Origin of the sequence: Nocardia fusca NBRC 14340, assembly GCF_001618425.1 — a bacterium.
Lineage (GTDB): Bacteria > Actinomycetota > Actinomycetes > Mycobacteriales > Mycobacteriaceae > Nocardia > Nocardia fusca.
Window position 1 is genome coordinate 1 of record NZ_BDCU01000074.1, and the last position, 22511, is coordinate 22511.

Sequence of the window (22511 nt, forward strand, 5' to 3'; positions counted from 1 at the left end):
TTAGAGGAGTCAACGGACATGGCCTTCCCCGCCCAGATGCCGACGCCGGACGTCCCGGCCGCACCGAAGACCCCCGCCACCGTTCCGGCGGGAGCCCGACCCGAACTGGAGCACCTGCGCGGCACCACACAGAAAGCCGGCCGCATCCGCCAGATCATCGCAGCCAAGACCCCAGAGGCGCTGCAGACCACCGCGCAGCTGACTCAGGAGCATGAGGCCGACCTCACCAAGGTCGCGGCCCTGCGAGCGCGGGCCAAGGAGGCCTTCACCGCGCGTGAGGGCGTGAACCTGACCTTCCTGCCGTTCTTCGCCAAAGCGGCGGTCGAGGCGCTGGTCGTGCACCCGAACATCAACGCCTCCTACAACCCCGAGACCGGGGAGATCACCTACCACTCGGCCGTCCATCTCGGCATCGCGGTGGACTCCGAGAAGGGCCTGCTGTCCCCAGTCATCCACCACGCCGACGACCTGTCACTGGCGGGGCTGGCACGGGCCATCACCGACATCGCCCACCGCGCCCGCACCGGTGGGCTGAAGCCGGATGAGATGGTCGGCAGCACATTCACGATCACCAATATCGGCAGCCAGGGTGCCCTGTTCGACACGCCGATCCTGCTGCCCCCGCAGTCCGCGATGCTCGGCGTCGGCGCGATCGTCAAGCGGCCCATGGTGATCACCGACAACGGCAACGAGTTCATCGGAATCCGCTCGATGGCCTTCCTGCCGCTGACCTATGACCGCCGACTGATCGACCGCGACGAGGCAGGCCACTTCGTGACCACCATCAAGCAACGGCTCGAAGACGCCGCGTTTGAGGAGGATCTGGGCCTGTAGGGGTTCCGGACCGACAGAAACCCGTACCCATATAGCCAGTACTCGGTCCATCGGTCCGGTAGCGCGCTTGGCGCATAGCGGTTCCAAGCGCGCCGCCAGCACGGGTGTTCATCAATCGACGCATTCTTGAACACAAGCGGGTTAATCATCGCTGTCCAACGATGATTAACCCGCCTGACATGTTTGCAAGTACTCCTTTTCTGGACAAGGTTCGGGCACGGTCCGAGACGCTGGCGTGTCGGGCAGTAGCTGTGGTGGTGGTGGGTTCAGGTTCTTCGGTGGAGCCGCTCCCGATCAGTCGGTCCACAATCGGGGGTTGCGGGCATCGATCAACGCGCGTACGCCCGCCACGACGTGATCGGAGGGTTGGGCCGGTAGTTGCCGCCCATCTCGCAGGCGGACGGCCACGTCCCCGCGGGAGACCTCGGCCGGGCCGAGGATGAAGTGGTAGGGCACCAGCCTGGCATCACGCACACGGGCAGCCAGGCTTCCCACTTCCACGCCGACGACCCGGGTACGCAATCCTGCCCGCCGGCACCGATCATAGAGTTCAGCGGCGGCGGGTTCCTCGGCGCCGGACACCGGGAGCACCATGATCTGCACCGGGGCCAGCCAGGCCGGGAACGCGCCGCCGTGTTGTTCGATGAGGTGGGCGACGGCCCGTTCCACGCTGCCGATGATGCTGCGATGCACCATGACCGGCCGGTGCTTGCCGCCATCGGCGCCGATGTAGTGCAGGTTGAACTGCTCGGGCTGGTGAAAGTCGACCTGCACGGTGGACAGGGTCGATTCGCGTCCCGCATGATCGTGTAACTGGACGTCGATCTTGGGCCCGTAGAACGCGGCCTCACCTTCTACTGCCTCGTAAGGGATCCCGGACCGGTCCAATACCTCGGCAAGGATCTCGCGGGCGCGCTGCCACATCTCGGGTGCCGCGACGTATTTCCCGCCCGGGCCGGGGAGCGACAGCCGGTACCGGACGACGGTGATCCCCATGGCGTGGTAGGCGGATTCGATCATCGCCAACGCGGCGAGGGCCTCGTCGGCGACCTGGTCGAGGGTGCAGAAGATGTGGGCGTCGTTGAGTTGGATCGATCGCACCCTGGTCAGGCCACCCAGCACTCCGGAGGGCTCCGAGCGGTGCATACCGCCGAGCTCGGCCAGACGCAGGGGCAGTTCCCGATAGCTGCGTGAGCGGGACCGATACATCAGCGCGTGATGCGGGCACAGACTGGGGCGCAGCACCACCTGTTCACCGCCGATATCCATCGGCGGATACATGTCGTCGTGATAATGCGCCCAGTGCCCGGAGATCTCGTACAGTTCGCGTTTGCCGAGCTCCGGCGAGTACACGTGCTGGTAGCCGGCCTGTTGTTCCGCGTCGCGAACGTATTCTTCGAGGCAGTGGCGCACGACGGCGCCGTCGGGAAGCCAGTACGGCAGTCCGGACCCGATCAGCGGATCGGTATCGAACAAGCCGAGCTCCCGGCCGAGTTTTCGGTGGTCGTACATGCGGGCCTCCTACCGGTCGAGGACGGATGACCACACGGAAAAGCCCCGGGCATCCGCCCGGGGCTTCGAATCAGAACAGGGTTCAGCGCGCCGGGACGTCGTCCGGCGTCGTGGTGGACTCAGCACGCTGCATGCCGGTCACGCTACCGCCCTCCGCTCGGTGCAACAACAGCATTAATCCGGGCCGTCGAAACTTCGCGCAGGGGCGGTCCGCTACCCGCCCACCTACCCAGCGGCTCCGCTGTTCATTAACCGACCGTCTGACGAACGCCAGCCTCCGCCGATGCCGCGAACGGGTTTCCGCAGGAACGAATGTTCGGAAACCCGTTCGTTTTCCGGTACCCTCCCACCCGGTTGTGGAACGCGTTTGCCGAACACTTGGAGGCCCCTGGGATGGCGCTCGTCGGGCTCGTGCGGGTCAGCACGAGCAAACAGGAGGCCCAGCGACAGCACGATGATCTCGACCCGATCTGCGTGCGGGTGTTCGAGGAGAAGATCAGCGGCACACTCAAGCTCTCCGAACGGCCCGGCCTCCAAGCCGCACTGGACTACATGCGACCCGGCGACATGCTCACCGTCCAGGAAGCCGACCGCCTCGGCCGCAACCTCCTCGAAGGCCTGATCGTGCTCAACGACCTGTTCCAGCAAGGCGTCGCGGTGAAGATCCTGCACGGCATCGCCGCCGGCGAGCACACCGAGCGCAGCCTGATCCTGGACCTCGCCCTCGCACTGGCCGAAGACCGACGCCGCGACATCGTCCGCAAAACCCGCGACGGCCTGGAGGCCGCCGCCCGCCGCGGCCGCAAGGGCGGTCGCCCGCGAGTGGTCGACGACGACAAACGCCGCGCCATCCTCGCCCGGCATGCCGAGGGCCAGTCACTGCGCGAGATCTCCCGCGGTGTCGGCGTCAGTCTCGCCGTCGTGCACGGCGAGGTAAAGGCCGTCCAGCAGGGCACGGCGGAAGCCTCATAGCCGAGCACCCCCCATCCGACCTACGTCGGGCCCGTCAGTTCACCGGATCGAAAGGGATTGCGAACTCGAAGTTCCGGTACTGGTTGTTCGGGACAAGTCGCTTGCCCCCGTGGACCTTCCGTAGAAACTCTCCGACCGTGGCGGCATCGTCTGCTGGGAGCCCGGCCTCACAACATGCGGCCTCGATCGCCTGCGGCGAGACCCGAGCAGAAACCCACCGCGCCGGCTCGTTCATCATGCTGGCCTTGATCTTGGCCTCCTCGTTCCACTTCATCGCCCCGCCGGACAGTTCGGCATTGCGGGCCAGGAACTCTGCGATCTTCACGATATCCGCGGGGAGCTCAGAACTGTTCATGCCCAGAGTCTCGCAGCCCAGGTCACGGCACGTATCGACATCGAACCCGCTACTGACACCCCGTGTCGCACGCTACTGACACAGCTGTCGTATCCGCAGGTCAGACCACTGACATTTTCGTGTCGCCTCTCAGTGAGCAGGCAATCAAGGTTTCGAGACACCCCGACGAGACCCCGGGCGGCGGAAGGTAATCCCACGTCAGCGAGTCGCATATTCTCATCTCGAAATTGCGTCGCAAAACCATGTCACATAATAAAATTATGAGACAGTATAGAGGTGAGCGAGGCAGCTATGACAAGCAATTCGGCCCCGACCGGTGTACCCGAGCATGTCCGCGACGCAGTTCACGCGGCTGGGTGGAACGGCGTCGTACTCCCCAGGACGAAGGTCAGCGACTACACGGTGCACCCGGTGATCGCTATCGATGCCCACGTCTGGGCCGACCGCGTGACCGCGGGGCAGCGACCCGAACTCGACCGGTCCACCCTCGCTCTCTGGGGGGCATGGACCGGCGATCTCGGCGCACCGCCACCCCGACCGGCCGTCTCGATCGTCGGATTCGTCTCCACCGCCACCCGCGCCGCGACCGCGCTGGAAACCCTCGACGCACTGGCCGGATATGGCGCTGGTCTCTGGATCGCCACCGGGCCCCGCCGGCCGCGGACCCTGACCCTTGCCGAATTCGACCTCACCAGCATCTGGGTCGTGCACGCCCACCCCGCCCGGACCAGCGTGCTCGTGCACGGGCGTCGCGGACCAGTCCACACCGCACAACGCGGGGTGGCGCTGCGGCACAAGGAGGAGCTTCTGTTCGCGCGAGCACTCGACAGCGCGCACGCCCCGACCGGACAGGCGGTCGCATAGATGGACCTCGGCTACGCCCGCGTCTCCACCACCCACCAAGACCTCCAACGCCAGCTCGTCGCACTCGCCGAGCACGGCATCGAGGCGGATCGGATCTACGCCGACAAGAAGACCGGCGCCACCGTCGACCGGCCCGAGTTCAAGAAGATGCTGAAGTACGCCCGCGAAGGCGACACGATCGTGGCCACCAACCTCGACCGGCTCGGCCGCAACCTGCGCGAGTGCCTCAACCTCGTTCACGAACTGAGGGAGCGCGGTATCGGGGTGAAGACGCTGCGGGACCCGCTGCCGATCGACACCACCGACACCTCGGGCATGGCCGAGATCGCCGTGGCGATGCTGGCGCTATTCGCCGAGATGGAGCGCACCTTCATGCGCGAGCGCGCTGCTCACGCGCGTGAAGTGGCTGCCGCCCAGGGCAAGCAGCCCGGCCGGCCGCGCAAGCTCAGCCCGGCCCAGCTCGCCATGGCCCGGGCCGCGCTGCGCGAGGAGCAGCCCGTCGAGCAGGTCGCCGAGGCGTTCGGGGTCTCGCGGGCCACCTTGTACCGATACCTCGCCCAGGACGCAGAACAAACCCAGATAGAAGAGAAGGAGTGAGCCATGGCAAGGCTCATGTCGGTGGCGCTGACCGAACCCCAGGTCCGCGCCCGTAGCAAGACCGTCACTCGGCGGATGGGCTGGCACGTGCTCCGGCCCGGGGACCGGCTGACCCTGTGCCGCAAGGTGATGGGCCGCCGCCGCGGTGAGCCGTTGGTGCGGATCGTGGACGTGCGGGTGCTCGCGGTCCGCCGCGAACGCCTCGACGAGATCACCTCCGATGAGGTCCTGGCCGAAGGCTTCCCGGAGATGACCCCGGCCGAGTTCGTCGAATTCTTCTGCGGCACCCACAAAGGCTGCACCCCCGAGAGCACCGTCACCCGGATCGAGTGGCGATATCTCGACCAAGAGGAGGAGCAGTACGCGCTGTTATAGCGCGACCCGTAGAACCGCCGGCGCTCGACCGGGCGCCGGGGAACCCGAAGGAAAGGAAAACCAGTGAACTGGGAAGACAACCTCCGCACCGCCGACCCGGAGGTGCTGGATATCGCGCAGAGCGACTGGGACGAGTGCCGGTCGCACTTCGGCCGGGAGACGGTGATGTGGGCCGATGCCCTGCGGGTCGCTGCGTTCGGCGGCGCCGAGGGCGGCGGATCGTGCGGGCACGGTGCCGAGTTCCTGCTGCCGGTGGAACTGCTGCTGGAGATGCCGGGACCGCTGGCGGCCGCGCTGGCCGGCGTACCGCTGGAACTCCCTGAAGGCCCGTGGCCGAACTGGGCACGGACCGATCACCCGATCGACTGGCCCGCGCTGATAGCCGAAGACCCCGACCATCTGACCTGGGACCAGGGAATGCTGGAGGCCAACATGGGCGCCAGCGGTGACGGCGTCGCCGCTGGCTACCGGCTCCTCGATGCTCACGGCCTCTGGCCGTACCTGGACGTGTGCCTGTGGTTCGGGCTGGACGGCCGGTTCGCGGTCGAGCCCACCGCGATGTGGTCCGAACCCGGTGACCTCGCGCTGAGCCGCCAGGTCGACGACATCCTGGTGGACAGCGGGCGCCCGCGGGACAGGCTGCGCTACGAACAGGCCCCCTGGTTCTGGATGCTGGACGCCTGAGATCCCCGAACGAGAACCGGCCAGAAGTCACCTGGCCGGTTCTCGCGTTTCAGGATCGCATACCCGCTGGCGGGCGCCGGGTTGGTGTTCCGGTAGTACTCGCCGAATATCGGGCGGATATGCCTGTCTTCCTGGTCGGTGCAGCCGCAATGGAGAGCTCGAACGACGTCGAAGCGGACTTCGGTGACGTCCTCATCAGGAGATACCGCACTGGATAGACACTCGCGCACTCGTGCGAGACTCGGGGGCGTGGAGCGTAATCCCTTCGAGGGCAAGCCTGAGCCGTTGCCGCCCGATCTCGTCGAACTGGGGTTCACGCACGGTTTTGCTGCCGTCGGCGACAACGTGCGTCTCGGCTACGTCCGCGGGCCCGCCAGGGGCCGCCCCCTCGTCCTGATCCCCGCGCAGATGGGCACCTGGCGTACCTATGCGCGGGTCGCCGCCGAGTTGTCGAAGGACTTCGAGATCTTCGCTGTCGACGTCACCGGGCACGGCACCTCTACCTGGACACCCGGGCACTACACCTGGGACATCGTCGGCGCGCACCTGCGAGAGTTCCTGCGGCAGGTGGTGCGGCGTCCGGCCGTCGTTGCCGGTAACTCCTCCGGTGGCATCATCGCGCTCTGGCTCGCGGCGAACGCCCCCGACTCGGTTGCCGGCGTCGTGCTGGAGGACGCCCCGGTGTTCTCGGTGGAGTGGCCGCGGTTCCGCGACCGTGACCGCTTCGTCTACAACGGACTCGTCCACGCTGTCGAGGTTCTCGAGAAACCGGATCGCCGCCTCGCCGACTACTTCCGCGGCCAGGAACTGCCCGTTTCACCCCGCCGGGTGAAACGTTTTCCCGGCTGGGCGGTGGACATCATCGACCGCGGCGTCCGTCGCTGGGAACGTCGCCACCCCGGCGAGCCCTCCGGCTTCCGGGCCTGGTGGGCTCCCTCCTCGTTCGGTGATCTGTTCCGCTCCCTGTCCATGTTCGACCCCGACTTCGCCCGCGCCTTCGTCGACGGCCGCATGTACGGCGACTTCTCCCACGCCGACGCCCTTCGCCGCACACGCGTACCGATCCTGCTCATGCACGCTCGTTGGATGCGCCTCGATCGGTATGGATTGGTCGGAGCGCTGGACGACGACGATGTCGCGCGGGTCGTTGAACTCGCCCCGCAGACACGCCTGCTGCGATTCCCGCGCGTGAATCACGTCGTTCACCGCTACGACCACACAGGCTTCGTCCGAGGTATCCGCGAGTTCGCCACCGACCTGCCGGTCCCGGCCTAGAACGCTGTACCAGCCGTCGGGCCAGGTATGTGCCCAACGTTCTCGTGTCCGGTCGTGGCGGACCAGCTGGCGAGCAGCTTCAGCCCGTCCTCGGCCGCGGTCGCGGGGGGTGCGCTGTAAACGACCACGCTCAGGCCGCTCTCGTCCGGCAGGGTCATGGTCTCCTGATCGAGCTCCAGGTCGCCGACGAGCGGATGGTTGAGGCGTTTCGTGCTCTCGCCGAAAGCATGTACGTGATGGGACCCCCACATCACGCGGAAGGCGTCGCTGCGGGTGGACAGTTCGCCGATCAGGTTCGACAACTCCGGGTCGTAGGGTTTTACCCGCCTCGATGCGCAGCGCGCCCACGGCGAAGCGGGCCATGCGCTCCCAGTCGGTGTAGAACCGCTTGGCGGCGGGGTTGAAGAACGCGAACCGAGCGACGTTCGCCCCGCAGGTCGGGTCGGCATACATCTCCGAGTACAGGGCCCGACCCAGCGGGTTGGCAGCCATCGTGTCGAGACGGTTGTTGTGAATTGCGCCGCAACCGGGGATCGTGGCTGCGAATCAGGCCGTTCTGGATCACCTCCACCCCCAAAGTTCCTGACAGACCCTCGGATTTGGGGTGCCCGATTCGAGGTCCCGCACCACCGAATCCTCTTCGGACAATACGGACTCCGGGACCACGGGATCTGGCATAAGGCCGAATTGGAACTCGCCGGTCGGTCGTCGAGGCGATTCCCGTCGTAGTCGCTCAAGAAACCAGGTATGCCGTAGTTGCAGGTAGGAGAGCGTGGTTCGCTGGTTCGGTCTGCGATGCAGGTGATTTGGACGTCGCCTGCCCTCGGACCGAACGGGTCACGGCGCGCAAGGCGTGCGGAACGCTTGCTCCGCAATACCGCCGCCCATCGTGCGTTCGGCCACTCAGGCATCCAGGTCGGTGGCCACCAGTTTCGCTACCAGGTCCAGGGCCTGCTGGTCGTCGCTGGTGACCACGACCTCGGTGCCGTGGGTAGCGCCGAGGGTCATGATCATCAGGGCGGATCCGGCGTCGACCGGGTCGCCGCCGACCAGGGACAGGGTGACCGCGGTCCCGGTGTCGGAGACCGCCTCGGCAATGATATTGGCAGGCCGGGCGTGCAGGCCGATGGCGGAGGCGACAGTGACGGTGGTACTGGCCATGAAAGCACTTCTCCTTGAGATGTAGTCGGTTACGACGTCAGACAGTGGTGGGTACGGCGGCCGCGGCACTGCGCGGCTCGATCAGCTCCTTCGCCGCGATCACACAGAGCGCACCGACGACCGTGCCGGCGGCGAGTGCGGCAAGGAACCAGGCTATGTGGCCCACAGCGAAGAAGACGAAGATCCCGCCGTGCGGTGCGCTGAGGGTGGTCTCGGTGGCCATGATCAGGGCACCGGTGACCGCCCCGCCGGCCATCATGGACGGAATGACCCGTAGCGGGTCGGCGGCAGCGAAGGGGATCGCGCCCTCGGAGATGAAGGCGGCACCGAGGAGCCAGGCGGCCTTACCGTTTTCGCGCTGGGCAGCAGTGAACAGACGCGGGCGGACCGCGGTGGACAGCGCCATCGCCAGTGGCGGCACCATACCGGCAGCCATCACGGCGGCCATGATCCGCAGCGAGGCGGGGTCGGTGACGGATAATCCGGCAACAGCAAAGGCGTACGCTGCCTTGTTGACCGGTCCGCCGAGGTCGAAGCACATCATCAGCCCGAGGATGGCCCCGAGGGCGAGGACCGAAGTACCCGTGAGGCTGTTGAGCCAATCGGTGAGACCGCTGGTGACCGCGGCAAGCGGCTTGCCGAGAATGATGAACATCAGCGCACCGACGAGCAGCGAGGCGAACAGCGGGATCACCACCACCGGCATCAGTCCGCGGGCCCAGCGCGGGACAGGGAGTTTCGCTACCCAGAGGGCCGCGAATCCGGCGACCAGGCCGCCGACGAGGCCGCCGAGGAAGCCGGCGCCGACGAACACAGCAACGGCTCCGGCGGTGAACCCTGGTGCGAGACCGGGCCGGTCAGCGATTGCGAAGGCGATGTATCCGGCCAGCGCCGGTACCAGGAAGCTGAATGCGAGCGCGCCCAGCTGGTACAACACCGCACCCAGGTAGGTGGTGAGTCCGCCGGCGGGGAGAGCGGTGATGGAGTTGTCCAGCACGATGTTCTGGGCGTTCTCGGCGATCTCGTAGCCGGCCATCAGGAACCCGAGCGCGATGAGCAAGCCCCCGGCCGCCACGAACGGGATCATGTAGCTGACGCCGGTGAGTAGAATCTGTCGCAGCCGAGTGCCCCAGCCGAGCGCGGGCGGGGCCGGGTCTGCCGCTGGGCGGGTGGATCCCGAGACGGTCCCCGCCACCGGGTTGCGGGCCGCGCGCAGAGCTTCATCGACCATGGTGTCGGGTTCGTTGATGGCCCGTTTGACGCCGGACTCGATCACCGGCTTTCCGGCGAACCGTTCCCTGCCGCGGACACCGACGTCGGTGGCGAAAATGACAGCGTGTGCGGCGGCGATGGTTTCGGCGCTCAGTGGGGTGCCGCCGCTGGATCCCTGGGTTTCCACCCGGACGGTGACTCCGGCGCGCTCACCCGCGGCGACCAGCGCGTCGGCGGCCATGTAGGTGTGGGCGATTCCGGTCGGGCAGGCGGTGACCGCGACGATCGTCCGTCCCGGTGATACCTCGTCGCTCAGGGCTGATCTCTTCGAAACGGGCTGGGATTCGGCACTTCCGGCATGCCGGTCGGACGGTGCCGGGGCGGGCTCCGGCGCCGGGGTATCCGGGGTCGGTGCGGGCTGCCCGCCGATCACCTCCCCGACCAGCGCTATCACCTCGTCAGGGCTGGCGGCAGCACGCAGCGCGGCGACGAACTCCGGCCGGACCAGTGCGCGGGCGAGACTGGAGAGCAGCTTCATATGCTCGCTACCCGCGCCCTCGGGTGCGGCGATGAGGAAGACGAGGTCGGCGGGCCCGTCCGGGGCTCCGAAGTCGACCTTCGGGTCGAGGCGGGCGAAGGCCAGCGCGGCACTGGTGACCGTCTTGTCCCGGCAGTGCGGGATCGCGATACCGCCCGGTAATCCGGTGGCCGATCGGTTCTCGCGGTCCAGTGCGGCATCGCGCAAGGCGGTGGCGTCGGCGGCGCGACCGCTGTCGGTGAGCCGTTGGGCGAGCGCCGCTATGACTGCTTGCTTGTCGGTGCCGAGACCGGAGTCGAGGCTGACCAGATCGGTGGTGATGACGGGATCGGGGGGAGGGGACGGGTAGGCCATCGCGGTGTCCTTCAGCGACTGTGCAGGGGTACCGGCGTCGTGACGGCCACGGCTCCGGGGTCGGTGTGATGCGGGCCGGGCAATCCGGTGCCGGGCAGGGTGGCGGCGGCGCTGCCGTAGGCGACGGCGCGGCGCAGTCGATCGGCCGGGGCCGCGCCCTCGAGATCGGCGAGCAGATACCCGGCCAGTGCCGCATCACCCGCGCCGACAGTGCTGCGCGGGGTGATAGCCGGTGCCTGCGCGTGCCACGCGCCGTCCCGGGTAACCAGGACGGCTCCCGCACCGCCGAGTGTCGCGAGCACGGCCTCGGCGCCACGGGTGACGAGGGAGCGCGCTGCCTGCGCGGCGGCTGCCGGATCCTCCAATTCGACCGGGTCGGCCCCGGTGAGCTGGGCCAGCTCCTCGGAATTCGGTTTGAGCAATTGCGGCATTGCCGATTCCAGATTGGCGGCGAGCGCCAGCAGTGGCGCATCCGACGTGTCGACCGCGACCTTGGTGCCGCGCAGCATGGCGAGCAGATCCACGTACCAGTCGTCGGGAACGCCCGGCGGCAATGACCCCGACAGCACCACCCAGGAGGCCGCGCCGGCCAGTCGGCGGACCTGATCCGACAATGCGGCAAGACCGTCCGCCGACAGCGCCGCGCCGGGCTCGTTGATCTTCGTGGTGGTGCCGTCGGATTCGGTGAGGGTGAGGTTGGTACGCGCCGCACCGGCGCACGGCACCGCGTAATGGTCGATGCCGGCATCGGTGAGCATCGCCAGCAGCGGATCGCCCGCATTACCGGGGAGCACGGCGACAGTCGCGATATCCGCCGCGGCAACCACTCGGGAGACATTGATGCCCTTGCCGCCGGGATGCGACAGCGCGGCCCGGGCACGATGCACGGCCCCGCGCCGAAGCGATTCCGGCAGGGTGACGGTGTGGTCGATGCTCGGATTCGCGGTGACGGTGATGATCACGCGGTCGCCACCTCGATCCCACACTCGGTCAGTTCGGCGTGCACCGCGGTCGGCAGTCCGGTATCGGTGACCAGCACGTCGACCTCCTCGATCGCGCCGAAACGCAGCAGATCCTCGCGGCCGACCTTGCTCGCATCGGCCACCACGACGACCCGGTGCGCGGCGGCGATCATCGCACGTTTGACTGCGGCCTCATCAGGGTCGGGGGTAGACAGGCCGTGCCCGATCGTGAGCGCGTTCGTGCCGATGAAGGCCACATCGACCCGGAGCTCGCCGAGCGCCCGGAGCGCCTCGGCGCCGACCGCGGCCTGGGTCACCCCGCGCACGCGGCCGCCGATCAGGTGCAGTCGTGCGCCCGCATTCCCGCTCAGGCGGGCCGCGATCGGCACCGAATTCGTCAGCGCCACCAGATCCCGGTTGGTAGGCAGGGCGGCGGCGACCCGAGCAGTCGTGGTCCCGGCGTCGAGCAGCACGCTGCCGCCGGTGGGGGGTAAATAGTCCAGGGCGGCCTTGGCGATGCGGTCCTTCTCGGCGGCATGTGAATGCTCCCGTTCGCTGGTGCCCAGCTCGATTGTGGTCAAGGCGGTGGCCGGGACGGCTCCGCCGTGTACCCGCCGGATCAAACCCATGCGCTCGAGCACGGCGAGGTCGCGCCGCACCGTCTCGGTGGTGACGCCGTACTGCTCGGAAAGTTCGGCGACCGATACGCGCCCGCGATCCGCGGCCAGCACGGCAATGGCCTGCTGGCGCTCCTCTGCGTACATCCGCTCCTCCGCCTGTATGTTGGTTCCTGTTGTTTTATGCCCGCATGTGTTGCTTTGTCAAGAGTTGTGCGTAGTCTGGATCACATCGAGCCGACCACTGCATCACGGTGCAGGTCCTCGACACCGGCGTGGAGGAGGAATCGAATGAACCCATCACCGCAGGACACAGCGCTGCAGGCAGCTGGCGCCACCCTGCACGGCACACCCGCGGTCCCGGGCATCGCGGTCGCATCAACGATCAGGCCGGCTCCGCGGGTGCCCGTCGAAATGCGGTCCGTGGCCGTCGCCGAGTCCGATCGGCACGCTGAGCTCGCACACTTCCATGCAGCCGCGACCGCGGTGGGCCGGCGCCTGCGCGAGCGCGCCGCCCGCGCGAGCGGTGCCGCGACCGAAGTGCTCGCCGCGAATGCCGCCATGGCCGCCGACCGCGGCTGGCTGGGCGCCGTCGAGAAAGCGATCGCCACCGGTACGCCCGCCGCGGTCGCCGCGGTCGCGGCCACCGACCAGTTCGCCGAGATCTTCAGAGGGCTGGGCGGATTGATGGCCGAGCGGGTTACCGATCTGCGCGATGTCTGCGATCGCGTGGTGGCCGAGCTCGCCGGAGCGCCCGAGCCCGGTATCCCGGCACCGGCACAGCCCTCGATCCTGCTCGCCGCCGATCTCGCCCCGGCCGACACCGCCGGACTCGACCCGAACCTCATTGTCGGCCTGGCCACCTCACTCGGCGGCCCGACCAGCCACACCGCGATCATCGCCCGCCAGCTCGGCATCCCGTGCGTCGTCGCGGTCGATGGACTCGACGAAGTACCGGCGGGCGTCGATGTCCTCGTCGACGGTACGACCGGACAGGTGGTGATCGGGCCGGACGCGGAATACGCCGACCGCGCACTGACCACATACCGGGCGCTGGCCGCACGCACCGCGGCCTGGACCGGTCCCGGCGCAACCGCCGACGGTCACCGGATCGAGGTGCTGGCCAATGTCCAGGACGGGGCCGGAGCCCGGGCGGCACGGCAGCAGACACCAGCCGAGGGCGTCGGCCTGTTTCGCACCGAGCTGTGTTTCCTGGACCGCGAATCCGAGCCCGCCGTCGCCGAACAGGCCGCGCTCTATCGGGAAGTGTTCGACGCCTACCCCGGGCAGAAAGTGGTGATCCGCACTCTCGACGCGGGTTCGGACAAGCCGCTGAGCTTCGCCGACCACGCCGAGGAAGCCAACCCCGCACTCGGGGTCCGCGGTATCCGCCTGGCCGCCCGCGACAGCGCCATCCTGGACCGGCAGCTCGACGCGATCGCCGAGGCCGCCGCGGGCCGGGCGTTATGGGTGATGGCGCCGATGATTTCCACTGCCGCGGAGGCGAAGTCGTTCGCCGGCAAGGTCCGGGAGCGCGGTCTGGTCCCGGGCGTGATGATCGAGGTCCCCGCGGCGGCCCTACAGGCGGAGCAGATCCTGGAACACGTCGAGTTCCTCTCGATCGGCACCAACGATCTCGCCCAGTACACAATGGCCGCAGACCGCATGTCCGCCGAACTCGCCACACTCACCGACCCCTGGCAGCCCGCGGTTCTGGCCCTGGTCGCCCGCACCGCCGCCGCCGGGCGCGCCGCGGGCAAACCGGTCGGCGTCTGCGGCGAGGCAGCCGCTGATCCGCAGTTGGCCTGTGTGCTCGCCGGATTCGGCGTCTCCTCAGTATCCGTAGCGGCCCCCGCCGTCGCCGCGGTCGGCGCGACACTGGCGAGCGCCACCCTCGACAGCTGCCGCCGCGCCGCCACCGCCGTACTCGCGACCGCCGACCCCGGCGAGGCACGCGCCGCAGCCGCAGCGGTACTCACGCCGTAGCCGTGCAGATCGTCTGGCCCCACTCACGAGAAGTCGAGGCCAACCAGCCAAGAGCACTCTGCGATCCGTGAAGGTGAAATCGCAATACGATCAACCGGATGAGCGCCAGGCTGAGGTTGGCAGTCCCGCAGGACCAATTCATCGAGGTGCATCTGGGAGAACGCGGCCGTCGAGGTCGATGCTGATAGTGGCAGGGACGGGTAGTCGCCGCTGCGACAGACGGGTGAGAACATGTGCGCGCCTGCTCATCGCGCCGTCGCGGACGGGAACAGACCCGTGTCCAGGCGTGCCCTGCAGTGTGCACTCTTTCGTTCACAGCGATCGGGTAGAACCTACGTCCGGAGACTGTGATCGAGAATCGACCCAACTCGCCGATCGCTCGCACACTGTGTGGGCGAGCTCCCGGACTCCGGAATCGAGAACTTCGGACCGGTACCCGAGCCAGTCCGCCAGCTTCGGCGCGTCGCGGGCTGAACCTCGCGCGATCATCCGTTGCCGGATCTGCTCGGTGGGAGAGTCGATCCAGACGGTCACGACCGGTAGGTCTGCCTCGGCTTCGGCGTGCTGCCGCATGAAACTCCCAACGGAAGTCCTGCGGCGCCTGCCGCGCGCACGGTCGACAGGAACGGGGCGTCCAGCACCACCGGTTGGCGGGCGGCCACGGTCAGGCCGGTGCGGATCAGGCTGTCGTAGATCCCGGGCGCCACGAGCTCGCGATAGGTATCGGAGTCCCGATCGAACGGATCTCCAGTCGGCCGACGCCTGACCGATTCTTCCAACACCGGAGCGAGCTGGTCCTTGTCCAGCACCATGCCGCCGGTGCAGGCCGCGAGGAACTGTGCCGCTGAAGACTTGCCCGACGCCGGGAATCCGCAGATCACAAGCGCACCCGATGTCCGGATCGGTTCCGCAGCGTGATCGAGCTGATCGCGTACCTCGGAGGGAAAGGGATCGTCTTCTGCTCATCCTTCATACTCGGAGTCCAGCACGACACCAGACGCCGATGATCGTCGCTCCGCTGACGGTGACAATTAACAAGTCGCGTCCGGTCCGCTGCAACCTACCTGGGGCTGGTAGCGGAAGCGTCATCTCCGGCACCGGCCTCCGGCGGTCGCGGCCGTCCGGGCTATGCGCGGACCCGCCCATGCGGATCTCGCGTGGGTATTCCGCGTCGATGCAGTGCGGCCAGGACGGTGGTGCGGTTGACGTTGAGATGGTTGCCGACGCGTGCCAGTGACCAGCCGAGTTTGTATAGGTGGATGACGGTGTCGACCTGGTCGGGGGGACAGGCCGCGGCGGCGCATGGGCACCTCATGTCGGTGGAGGATATTGCTGACCGTGCGTCGTTCGATACCGAATCGAGCAGCCAGTTCATACACCGTTGCTCCGGCCTGATAACCGGTGATCAGCTCCGTGACTCGGTCGGCATCGAGCTGCCGTGCCTGCTGTGGTTGGGTCGCGCCACGGGTGGCGGGGCCGGGATTGTGATGTCGGGTAGCTTCTGGATCAGGATTTCCAGGGCTTCTAACCGCGTTTCAGGGCTTCTACCTGCGCTTTTAGGGTTGTAGTAAGGTCCCCCAAGGTCCACATAGAATCCCAGGTCAGGCCCGGTCGAGTGCCGGGCCTGACCTGTTTCATTTGACCCGAGCCCACGGTTTGGTGCCGAACGCGCGATGGGGTTACCGGGCCACCGAGGCCGGACCTGCCGCGTTGGCCGAGGTTTGGTGTGCCGTGCGTGAGCTTGCCCGTGAGGTTCTCACCGGGGAGTCTTCCGGCCGGGTGGGTGCGGGGTCGTCGTCGTAGCACCCTGAGCCAGGCGTGCGTCGAATGACCAGGCGCCGGCACCGACAATGAGCAAGAATGCGCTGCCGCACAGCTGCGCGAGGTCGATGCGGGACTCGTGGACGAAATCCCACCACCCGGACTTCCCGGTGAACAGTGCCGCCTCACCCCACAGGATCGGCAGCTTCGTGATCAACAGCGCGCCGAGCATGTTCACGATCATCGGTACCGCCGCGGGCCGGGTGAACAGCCCCGCCAGAATCAAGGCGCCGCAGACGATCTCGAGCACTCCGTCGAGAGGGCCGAAGAATTCCGGGGCCGGGATACCGGCTTTGTCGAATCGGCCGGCGCCGAGCCTTTCGGGGTAGAGGAATTTCAGGATGCCTTCGAAAAAGAACACCGCGCCCACGTAGAGACGGATCCAGATCACCGACGCCGGCGCTGTCGTTGCGGTGAGCCGAGCCGGCCAGGTGTGGTCACGGGACATTCGGAACCCCTTCCGGTCAGGCGAATCCTATTGTTGTTCACGTGATATCGCTGTCTGTCGGGCGGCGGCGCGCCGTGTAGATCAATGGACCCACGGCCACGACCGCGGCACCGGCCAGGATCGACGGTCCGGGCAGGGTGAATGCGAGCACCAGACACCACGCCAGCCCGACCGCGGCAATGGCCCGTATCGGGCGGCCGGGGCCGGTTGGGCGGAACGGGCGTACGCCTCGATAGGCCATCACTAGTATCTGTCAGCGAGCGTCGTTCGAGTTCGTTGGCGACACGGACAAGAGCGCGCCGCATATCGGTGATCTCGAGGTCTCCGGCGGCCACAGCATCGAGTAGTTGCACCACACCGGCCAGCTCGACGCTGGTACCCCAACCATCGACGTCACGCCGCTCGGGCCGCATATCCATGCTGTTGTAGTAGAACCGCATGTCCGGCACGGTTTCCGCACCGGCGGTGAGAGTGAGGGTCACGACATCGACTCTGCTCGTGCTCCAGTCTCTCCTATCCAGCCAGGATTCAGGTTGGCCAGTGTGACTACCTCGGATGCCACGCGTTTCCATGGTGGCCGAAATCCAGCCGCGCGCGACGCGGGCGCGTGCCATGATCGCAGGCGCCGCGACATCGTCCGCGCAGCCCGCGACGGCAGGAAATCCGTTCGGGGGAGAACTTACTGACACCGCGTGGGAAACCGCAGTTCAACGCGCACTGGCAATCTGGCGGGAACCCTCACCGGCGGCCAGCGGCACCTCCGCCCGGACGGAGCCCGGTGCTGTGGCACCGCGAAGGAGACCACCCGATGCCCACTCGCCCTGCCCTCGACGGGGAAGGCCGCCGTCGCCGAACGCCGGCCGGTCGACGGCCCGCACTCCGCCGAGGATCTCGCGCAGGCGATGCTCGCCCTGCAACACCTGATCCACAACGCCGACCACGCCACCCTCGATGCCGGGCCCCGCGTGGCTCCCGACGACGGCGAAGTAGCCGGGGATGCGGAGAGACGGCCGATCGCCGGACCACGCCGACCGGTCAGCAGCGTTCCCGGGGACGCAGCCCTTCCTGGGTGGCGGGCCGATTGCGGTATGTGGTCTCCGCGAAACGCAGAAAGGTCTGCACATCGGTGAAATCGGAGACCGGACCGAAGGAGATCCGGATCGCGCCGCCGCTGGGGAGTCCCAGCGCCGCGATATATTCCTCCATGGTGGCCATGCGCGTATCGAAAAGGCCGCTCAGGACCGGCAGGCTGATCCCGAAAGCGGCTTCTCCTGCTCCTGGATTACAGAAACAGCCGGTACGCAGGGAAATACCCGCTGCCGCCGACTCGGTGGCGACCAGGCGTTCATCGACGACGACGCCCTCCGGATCGAGGAAATTGAACGCAACGGTGCCGCCACGGTGAGCCGTATCCAGCGGACCGTAGATACGGATCATCGGAGACCCGTTGTCGTGGCGCAACGAGACCAGCCGGGTCAGCAGCCAGCCGGTGAGGCAGGTGACGCGGCGGCGCACCATATCGAGGCCGATATCGCGCAACCAGCCGAGACCGAAGGTCACGTCGGGAATGGACAGAAAGTTCAGTGTCCCGTCCTCGAAGGCCGACTCGTCGTCGGCCACGACGTGCCAATTGCCTTGCAGACTCGCCGCGGCGATGGTGCCGCCCGCGAACCATGGCCGACGCAGTTCGGCCAGCGCGGACCGGCGCGCGACGAGACAGCCCACGCCCGTGGGATAGCCGAACAGCTTGTACCAGCTGATCGGGACGAAGTCCGGCTTCACCACGCTCAGATCGAGTGTGTTGGCGGGTAGGTAGGCGGCGGCATCCAGCAGTACGTCGTAGCCGCGTTCATGTGCGAGCTCCACCCAATCCAGCGGATGCTGCACCCCGGTGAAATTGCTCTGCGCCGGATACGCGAACAGGCCACGACGCCCGGCGGTAGCGGTGCGGGCAGGACGTAGCGCCGCGTCGACCGCTTCGTCGCTTGTGCGCAGGTCGGGTGTGTCGATAGGCACGTATACGACCCGCCCACCGCGCTCTCGCGCGAATTCGCGGACGCCGATCACGGAGTTGTGATTATCCGCGGTCACGACGAATCGGGAACCTTGGGTGAATGGATACGCTTCGCCTACCAGGCGGCAGGCGGCGGAGGCATTGGCGGTGAAGATTGCGCAGTACTCATCGGGGTCGGCATCGAGATGCGCCAGCACCGCACGACGGGCCTCTTCGACCGACGCCGTGGCAGCCCGGGACGTCGGATTCTCCGAATGCGGGTTGCCGAAGCATTGCTGGGTCAGTCTGGCCTCGTGGGCTCGGTGCTGAGCGGTCGCGGCAAGCCCGGCGCCGGCGAAATCGAGATACACCACGCCGCCGTCGTCCAGATATCGGTACTCGCTGCCGCGCAGCAGATCCAGGGCACCGGTGGTCTCGTAGTCGGGGTGAGCGGCCGAGAATTCCGCCGAGTCGGCGACCGTTTGTTCGCGGCTCGTATCCACGTGCGACTCCCGTCTGCGGCACCAACGCTCGAGGACGGTTCATGTCCAGCGATCGCCGCATCAGACTTGCGCAATACTCCCCACCACAGCAACTGTCCGCATCACCGGATGTGGGAAGGCCAGGTGGGTACCGGCGCGGAGGACCCGGCGATCATGAAGCCGTGGTGAACCCGAAGGATTCGTTCGGACTCGAAGTGGTCGGCGCGGGAGTGGAGACCGCGGTGGCGGCTCGCACCCTGTCCGGGCTCGGCTGTCACCGGGCGCAGGGCCTGCTCATCGCTCCGCCGCTGTCCCGTGACGAGATCTAACCCCCTCTGCGCGCCGGTCGGATCCCGCTCGAGTGGCCGCAGGCATCGTCGAGATCCCTGCCCGGCCGTGCGCATCGCGCGCTCCGGGTGAACGACGCATACCAGCGCGAAACGGCGCCGGGCCGCCCGGAATCAGGAGGCCCGTCGTGAGGGTTCCTCCGGACCGCTTGCTGTTCCAGCGTCACGGTGTTGCGGCGAACCACCGTGCGTGTGCGGTTTCCTGGTGAAGGACGCGTCGCCCGCGAACTGCTGTGCGGCGCCGAGGATGCCTGCTGGGATCTGATCGCCGCATGACTCCGCTACGGGGACCGGCCGGCTGTTACCCGGCTGGTTGTCGCGTTCCAGGGTCGCACGCCGCACACAACACAACCTGCACTTGCGAGTCCTGCACCTTTCCATCCAGATAGTTGGCCCTGACCTGCTGAACCAGAGATGCTGTGGCCGGGGAACGATTACCCTGCATGACGTTGTCCTCCTGGATTCACCTACCGTGGTCAGGTCCGCTGTGGTTTGTTCTCATCCCCGTCCTCGGGATTATCGGGTCAGGCATGATCGGTTGCATTCGAGCCTGCCAACAGCATCGTGATACACGAATGATCTTGCGTGCTGCGCCGGCCGGTAGCCCCCGACGATGAGCCGTGCCGGATCGTCGCTACACCGCTCGTAAACCGATGCATTCCTGACACAGAGCGCTGACATCAGCGCAATTCAACAGTGTATGTAGCGGGACCGTCCGCAAGCATTCCTTATACGGACACATCCGGATCAGGGGCGGGGATCGGACTCCTCGGCCCGAGATGTGCCGAGGTCGGCCGGTCCAAGGTGCGGATCGTATGAGAGGCCGTGAAACCATCGCGCTCGTGGGCGTCGACCTCGTGGACAAGCACACCAGCCGGACCAGGCGCATGCACCGGGAACACCTCGGGTACCGCGTTTCGGCGGGCCGCCGCGCCGCCGCCTCTGGACTGCTTGGTCCAATATGTAACGACTCGCTGCGCGACAATCATCCGGTCAGTGTCGCCGTCGGCGGCAGGATAATGTCAGATTTTTTGGTCAAACGATGTCACTCATGCGGCCAGGGGCTCGGGGCGCTCGACCAGCACGCCACGTTCGAAGCGAGCTCCGGCGCGGATGAGGGCGACGAGGTGGGCTCCGGTGACCGCGCGCCAGCGGGTCTGGGCGGATTCGACGAGCTTGAACACCATCGCAAGGGTCGCGGCCGGGCGGCCGGCGCCGCGTGTGACCTTGGTGCGGAACTCGACGGTGGAGAAGGTCGACTCGATCGGGTTCGTGGTGCGCAGGTGGATCCAGTGCTCGGCCGGGAAGTCGTAGAACATCAGCAGTTCCTCCTGGTCCTCGGTAATCTTCGAGACGGCTTTGGGCCACTTGGTGCAGTAGGTCTTCGCGAACGCCTCGATCGCTTTCTCGGCGTGAGCGCGGTCCTCGGCGTTGCAGATCTCCCGCAGCGCCTTCGTCGCGCCCAGCTGTGCGGACTTCGGCAGGGCGTTTGTGACATTCCTGGCCTTGTGGACCCGGCATCGCTGGTGGCGGGCAGCCGGGAAGACCTCGACGAGTGCCTTCCACAGGCCCATCGCACCGTCGCCGACGACCAGCTCAGGGTCTCGCATGCCGCGCCTGCGGCAGTCGCGCAGCAGGTCGGCCCACGACTCGGCCGACTCGCGCAGCCCCTCGGCCAGGGCGATCAGCTCCTTGGTGCCGTCCAGGCGCACTTCCATCAGCACCAGGACGCAGGAGGCGGCCTGACGTCGCACATGCCACTGATCGTGTGTCGGGCTCGCCGGTCATATCTTTGTGTCCGGGGTAGGCGACGCGCCTGCGCGTTCCAACAACTCGGCGGTCGCCTCCCACAGGCGCCGCTCCCGGCCGCGGTCGTGGGCCACTGGCTGGGCCTCGGTCAGCTTGGTCTTCACGACGAACGCGCCGTCACGCAGGTGTGCCCACCGCTTGTCGAGGGCCATCGCGGCCAGCAGCGGCCCCGAGCGCTGCGGCGTCGAGACCCCGGGAATCCGACCCAGGGCGCGGCTCATCGCCTGGAACGCTGGGGGGGCGCCGCGACCCAGCGCGGTGCCGGGCATCCAGCCCGGCTCGAACACGGACACGTTGATCCCCGGGCCGGCCTGACGCTGCAACTCGTGGGCGTAATAGAGGATCGCGAGCTTGGCGTTGGAGTAGGCGATGCCGGAGGCCTCCATGCCCGGGGTTCGTTCACCACCGGCCGGGCGGGCGAGCTCGACGGGGTCGGTCCACTCGGCCTCGGCCACGTGTAGCAGCTTGCGCCAGAAGTTGGCGTGGTAGGTGTTCGAGCCGACCAGCACGACCCGCGCCGGCGCGGTGAACGAGATGAGCAGGTCGCCGATGAGCTGTGCGTGGGCGAGGTGGTTGACGGCGAAAGTCAGCTCGTAGCCGTCGGCCGAGACCCGCCTGGTGTCGGCCGACATGGTGCCGGCGTTGGCAACCAACGCGCGCAGCGGACGGACGGCGCCGTCGGCGAGGAGGCCGTGAGCGGTAGCCGCGGCGGCACGGACCTCCGCCAGGCTCGCCAGGTCGCAGCCGATCTCGTGGACGCGCGCCCCGAGGGCACGAGCCTCGTCGGCGACCGCGGTCAGGTCACGCCCGGCGCGGCCGACGAGCAGCAGGTCGGGTCGCTGCCCGTCCGGGCGGTCGGCCATGGCCAGCACGGCGTGGCGGCCCAGGTTGCGCGTGGGGCCGGTGATGAGGACGGTTCCGGGTTCGGTCATGGCTCCAGCCTGCGAGCACGAGCGGGTCGCAGCCAGTCGTCCGGTTTTCGTAGGACCGTCAGGACCAGGACAACCGGTGCAGACTCGTCCAGAATGGACCGCGTGGAAGCGTGGGAGTTCGGCCGGACGGTGCGTCGCTGGCGCGACCGGGTGGCACCCGAGACCGTCGGTGTCTCGGCAGGCCGGCGGCGCCGGGCCAACGGGTTGCGCCGCGAAGAACTGGCCGCGCTCGCCGGCATTTCGGCCGACTACCTGACCCGCCTCGAGCAGGGACGCGCGACCGCGCCGTCGACGCAGGTCGTGGAGTCGCTGGCCCGCGCGCTGCGCCTGGCCGACACCGAACGTGACCTGCTATACCGGCTGGCCGGGCGCGCCGCGCCC

General features: G+C 67.6%; 22 protein-coding genes and 2 pseudogenes. 11 read left to right on the forward strand and 13 right to left on the reverse strand.

The window, feature by feature from the left end; translation table 11 throughout:
- The coding region (locus tag NF4_RS35460) for a 2-oxo acid dehydrogenase subunit E2 (protein ID WP_198165601.1) at positions 1–834 on the forward strand (834 nt) is incomplete at its 5' end.
- A 294-nt stretch (positions 835–1128) separates the two neighbouring features.
- Here the strand turns inward: NF4_RS35460 and thrS are convergent.
- Positions 1129–2346, reverse strand: coding sequence for a threonine--tRNA ligase (gene thrS / locus NF4_RS35465; protein WP_063131766.1), 1218 nt, complete (start codon positions 2344–2346; stop codon positions 1129–1131).
- Positions 2347–2739: 393 nt separating this feature from the next.
- Between thrS and NF4_RS35470 the strand changes: the two genes are divergently transcribed.
- Positions 2740–3318 carry a recombinase family protein gene (locus NF4_RS35470; protein WP_063131767.1) on the forward strand — a complete coding sequence of 193 codons (579 nt, stop codon included), beginning with the start codon at positions 2740–2742 and terminating at the stop codon, positions 3316–3318.
- Positions 3319–3352: 34 nt separating this feature from the next.
- On the opposite strand, the gene NF4_RS35475 is transcribed toward NF4_RS35470, so the two are convergent.
- On the reverse strand, positions 3353–3673 hold the full coding sequence (locus NF4_RS35475; protein ID WP_063131768.1) for a hypothetical protein: 321 nt from the start codon (positions 3671–3673) through the stop codon (positions 3353–3355).
- A gap of 291 nt (positions 3674–3964) precedes the next feature.
- Between NF4_RS35475 and NF4_RS35480 the strand changes: the two genes are divergently transcribed.
- The 5 genes from NF4_RS35480 (at position 3965) to NF4_RS35500 (ending at position 7468) form a co-directional block, all read left to right on the forward strand.
- Entirely contained in the window at positions 3965–4537 is a 573-nt protein-coding gene (locus NF4_RS35480) for a hypothetical protein (protein ID WP_198165602.1), read from the forward strand.
- Positions 4538–5134: a recombinase family protein gene (locus tag NF4_RS35485; protein ID WP_063131770.1), complete on the forward strand. Its 597-nt coding sequence runs from the start codon at positions 4538–4540 to the stop codon at positions 5132–5134.
- A gap of 3 nt (positions 5135–5137) precedes the next feature.
- Positions 5138–5509, forward strand: a complete 372-nt coding sequence (locus tag NF4_RS35490) for an ASCH domain-containing protein (protein WP_232330806.1) — start codon at positions 5138–5140, stop codon at positions 5507–5509.
- Positions 5510–5572: 63 nt separating this feature from the next.
- On the forward strand, positions 5573–6193 hold the full coding sequence (locus tag NF4_RS35495) for a hypothetical protein (protein ID WP_063131771.1): 621 nt from the start codon (positions 5573–5575) through the stop codon (positions 6191–6193).
- 249 nt (positions 6194–6442) lie between these two features.
- The gene (locus tag NF4_RS35500) at positions 6443–7468 is read left to right on the forward strand and encodes an alpha/beta fold hydrolase (protein ID WP_063131772.1); all 1026 of its coding nucleotides are present in this window, start codon (positions 6443–6445) and stop codon (positions 7466–7468) included.
- Here the strand turns inward: NF4_RS35500 and NF4_RS40210 are convergent.
- From NF4_RS40210 to NF4_RS35525, 5 genes and pseudogenes are all read right to left on the reverse strand, one after another.
- Positions 7465–7960: pseudogene (locus NF4_RS40210) on the reverse strand (MmyB family transcriptional regulator). The gene NF4_RS35500 and the pseudogene NF4_RS40210 sit on opposite strands and share 4 nt — an antisense overlap.
- Before the next feature lie 411 nt (positions 7961–8371).
- The gene (locus NF4_RS35510) at positions 8372–8629 is read right to left on the reverse strand and encodes an HPr family phosphocarrier protein (RefSeq protein ID WP_063131773.1); all 258 of its coding nucleotides are present in this window, start codon (positions 8627–8629) and stop codon (positions 8372–8374) included.
- A 37-nt stretch (positions 8630–8666) separates the two neighbouring features.
- Positions 8667–10733, reverse strand: coding sequence for a PTS fructose transporter subunit IIABC (locus NF4_RS35515; RefSeq protein ID WP_063131774.1), 2067 nt, complete (start codon positions 10731–10733; stop codon positions 8667–8669).
- A gap of 11 nt (positions 10734–10744) precedes the next feature.
- Positions 10745–11695 (reverse strand): 1-phosphofructokinase, encoded by a 951-nt coding sequence (pfkB, locus tag NF4_RS35520; protein ID WP_063131775.1) that lies wholly within the window; start codon positions 11693–11695, stop codon positions 10745–10747.
- On the reverse strand, positions 11692–12459 hold the full coding sequence (locus NF4_RS35525; protein ID WP_063131776.1) for a DeoR/GlpR family DNA-binding transcription regulator: 768 nt from the start codon (positions 12457–12459) through the stop codon (positions 11692–11694). Before NF4_RS35525 ends, pfkB begins: the two co-directional genes overlap by 4 nt.
- A gap of 144 nt (positions 12460–12603) precedes the next feature.
- Here NF4_RS35525 and ptsP point away from each other — a divergent pair, with 144 nt between their 5' ends.
- On the forward strand, positions 12604–14298 hold the full coding sequence (gene ptsP / locus NF4_RS35530) for a phosphoenolpyruvate--protein phosphotransferase (protein ID WP_063131777.1): 1695 nt from the start codon (positions 12604–12606) through the stop codon (positions 14296–14298).
- A 530-nt stretch (positions 14299–14828) separates the two neighbouring features.
- Here the strand turns inward: ptsP and NF4_RS35540 are convergent.
- Positions 14829–15179: a P-loop nucleotide/nucleoside kinase family protein gene (locus NF4_RS35540; protein ID WP_063131779.1), complete on the reverse strand. Its 351-nt coding sequence runs from the start codon at positions 15177–15179 to the stop codon at positions 14829–14831.
- A 378-nt stretch (positions 15180–15557) separates the two neighbouring features.
- On the opposite strand from NF4_RS35540, the gene NF4_RS38385 reads away from it, so the two are divergent.
- Positions 15558–15866 carry a hypothetical protein gene (locus tag NF4_RS38385; RefSeq protein ID WP_157120784.1) on the forward strand — a complete coding sequence of 103 codons (309 nt, stop codon included), beginning with the start codon at positions 15558–15560 and terminating at the stop codon, positions 15864–15866.
- Between the two features lie 188 nt (positions 15867–16054).
- Here NF4_RS38385 and NF4_RS35550 read toward each other — a convergent pair whose 3' ends face one another.
- The 3 genes from NF4_RS35550 to NF4_RS35565 form a co-directional block, all read right to left on the reverse strand.
- Positions 16055–16567 carry a DoxX family protein gene (locus NF4_RS35550; RefSeq protein WP_063131781.1) on the reverse strand — a complete coding sequence of 171 codons (513 nt, stop codon included), beginning with the start codon at positions 16565–16567 and terminating at the stop codon, positions 16055–16057.
- 37 nt (positions 16568–16604) lie between these two features.
- The gene (locus NF4_RS35555) at positions 16605–16808 is read right to left on the reverse strand and encodes a hypothetical protein (RefSeq protein ID WP_063131782.1); all 204 of its coding nucleotides are present in this window, start codon (positions 16806–16808) and stop codon (positions 16605–16607) included.
- A gap of 794 nt (positions 16809–17602) precedes the next feature.
- A complete protein-coding gene (locus NF4_RS35565) occupies positions 17603–19063 on the reverse strand; it encodes an aminotransferase class V-fold PLP-dependent enzyme (RefSeq protein WP_084533838.1) in 1461 nt (486 codons plus the stop codon).
- Between the two features lie 161 nt (positions 19064–19224).
- Here NF4_RS35565 and NF4_RS38390 point away from each other — a divergent pair, with 161 nt between their 5' ends.
- Positions 19225–19371 (forward strand): EAL domain-containing protein, encoded by a 147-nt coding sequence (locus tag NF4_RS38390; RefSeq protein WP_198165605.1) that lies wholly within the window; start codon positions 19225–19227, stop codon positions 19369–19371.
- A gap of 1067 nt (positions 19372–20438) precedes the next feature.
- On the opposite strand, the pseudogene NF4_RS35570 reads toward NF4_RS38390, so the two are convergent.
- Together NF4_RS35570 and NF4_RS35575 are read right to left on the reverse strand one after the other, a co-directional pair.
- A pseudogene (locus tag NF4_RS35570) lies at positions 20439–21134 on the reverse strand (IS256 family transposase); the annotation flags it as partial.
- Positions 21135–21173: 39 nt separating this feature from the next.
- Positions 21174–22130 carry an SDR family NAD(P)-dependent oxidoreductase gene (locus NF4_RS35575; RefSeq protein ID WP_063131784.1) on the reverse strand — a complete coding sequence of 319 codons (957 nt, stop codon included), beginning with the start codon at positions 22128–22130 and terminating at the stop codon, positions 21174–21176.
- Positions 22131–22223: 93 nt separating this feature from the next.
- Here NF4_RS35575 and NF4_RS35580 point away from each other — a divergent pair.
- On the forward strand, positions 22224–22511 hold a 288-nt coding region (locus tag NF4_RS35580; protein WP_232330807.1), incomplete at its 3' end, for a helix-turn-helix domain-containing protein.

Coding starts and splice junctions, on each gene's coding strand:
- NF4_RS35550 (WP_063131781.1), bottom strand. CDS start 16,567: ATGTCCCGTGACCACACCTGGCCGGCTCGGCTCACCGCAACGACAGCG.
- NF4_RS35470 (WP_063131767.1), top strand. CDS start 2,740: ATGGCGCTCGTCGGGCTCGTGCGGGTCAGCACGAGCAAACAGGAGGCC.
- NF4_RS38385 (WP_157120784.1), top strand. CDS start 15,558: ATGACGGTGTCGACCTGGTCGGGGGGACAGGCCGCGGCGGCGCATGGG.
- NF4_RS35510 (WP_063131773.1), bottom strand. CDS start 8,629: ATGGCCAGTACCACCGTCACTGTCGCCTCCGCCATCGGCCTGCACGCC.
- NF4_RS35515 (WP_063131774.1), bottom strand. CDS start 10,733: ATGGCCTACCCGTCCCCTCCCCCCGATCCCGTCATCACCACCGATCTG.
- NF4_RS35555 (WP_063131782.1), bottom strand. CDS start 16,808: ATGGCCTATCGAGGCGTACGCCCGTTCCGCCCAACCGGCCCCGGCCGC.
- NF4_RS35525 (WP_063131776.1), bottom strand. CDS start 12,459: ATGTACGCAGAGGAGCGCCAGCAGGCCATTGCCGTGCTGGCCGCGGAT.
- NF4_RS35485 (WP_063131770.1), top strand. CDS start 4,538: ATGGACCTCGGCTACGCCCGCGTCTCCACCACCCACCAAGACCTCCAA.
- NF4_RS35575 (WP_063131784.1), bottom strand. CDS start 22,130: ATGACCGAACCCGGAACCGTCCTCATCACCGGCCCCACGCGCAACCTG.
- ptsP (WP_063131777.1), top strand. CDS start 12,604: ATGAACCCATCACCGCAGGACACAGCGCTGCAGGCAGCTGGCGCCACC.
- NF4_RS35480 (WP_198165602.1), top strand. CDS start 3,965: ATGACAAGCAATTCGGCCCCGACCGGTGTACCCGAGCATGTCCGCGAC.
- NF4_RS35490 (WP_232330806.1), top strand. CDS start 5,138: ATGGCAAGGCTCATGTCGGTGGCGCTGACCGAACCCCAGGTCCGCGCC.
- thrS (WP_063131766.1), bottom strand. CDS start 2,346: ATGTACGACCACCGAAAACTCGGCCGGGAGCTCGGCTTGTTCGATACC.
- NF4_RS35475 (WP_063131768.1), bottom strand. CDS start 3,673: ATGAACAGTTCTGAGCTCCCCGCGGATATCGTGAAGATCGCAGAGTTC.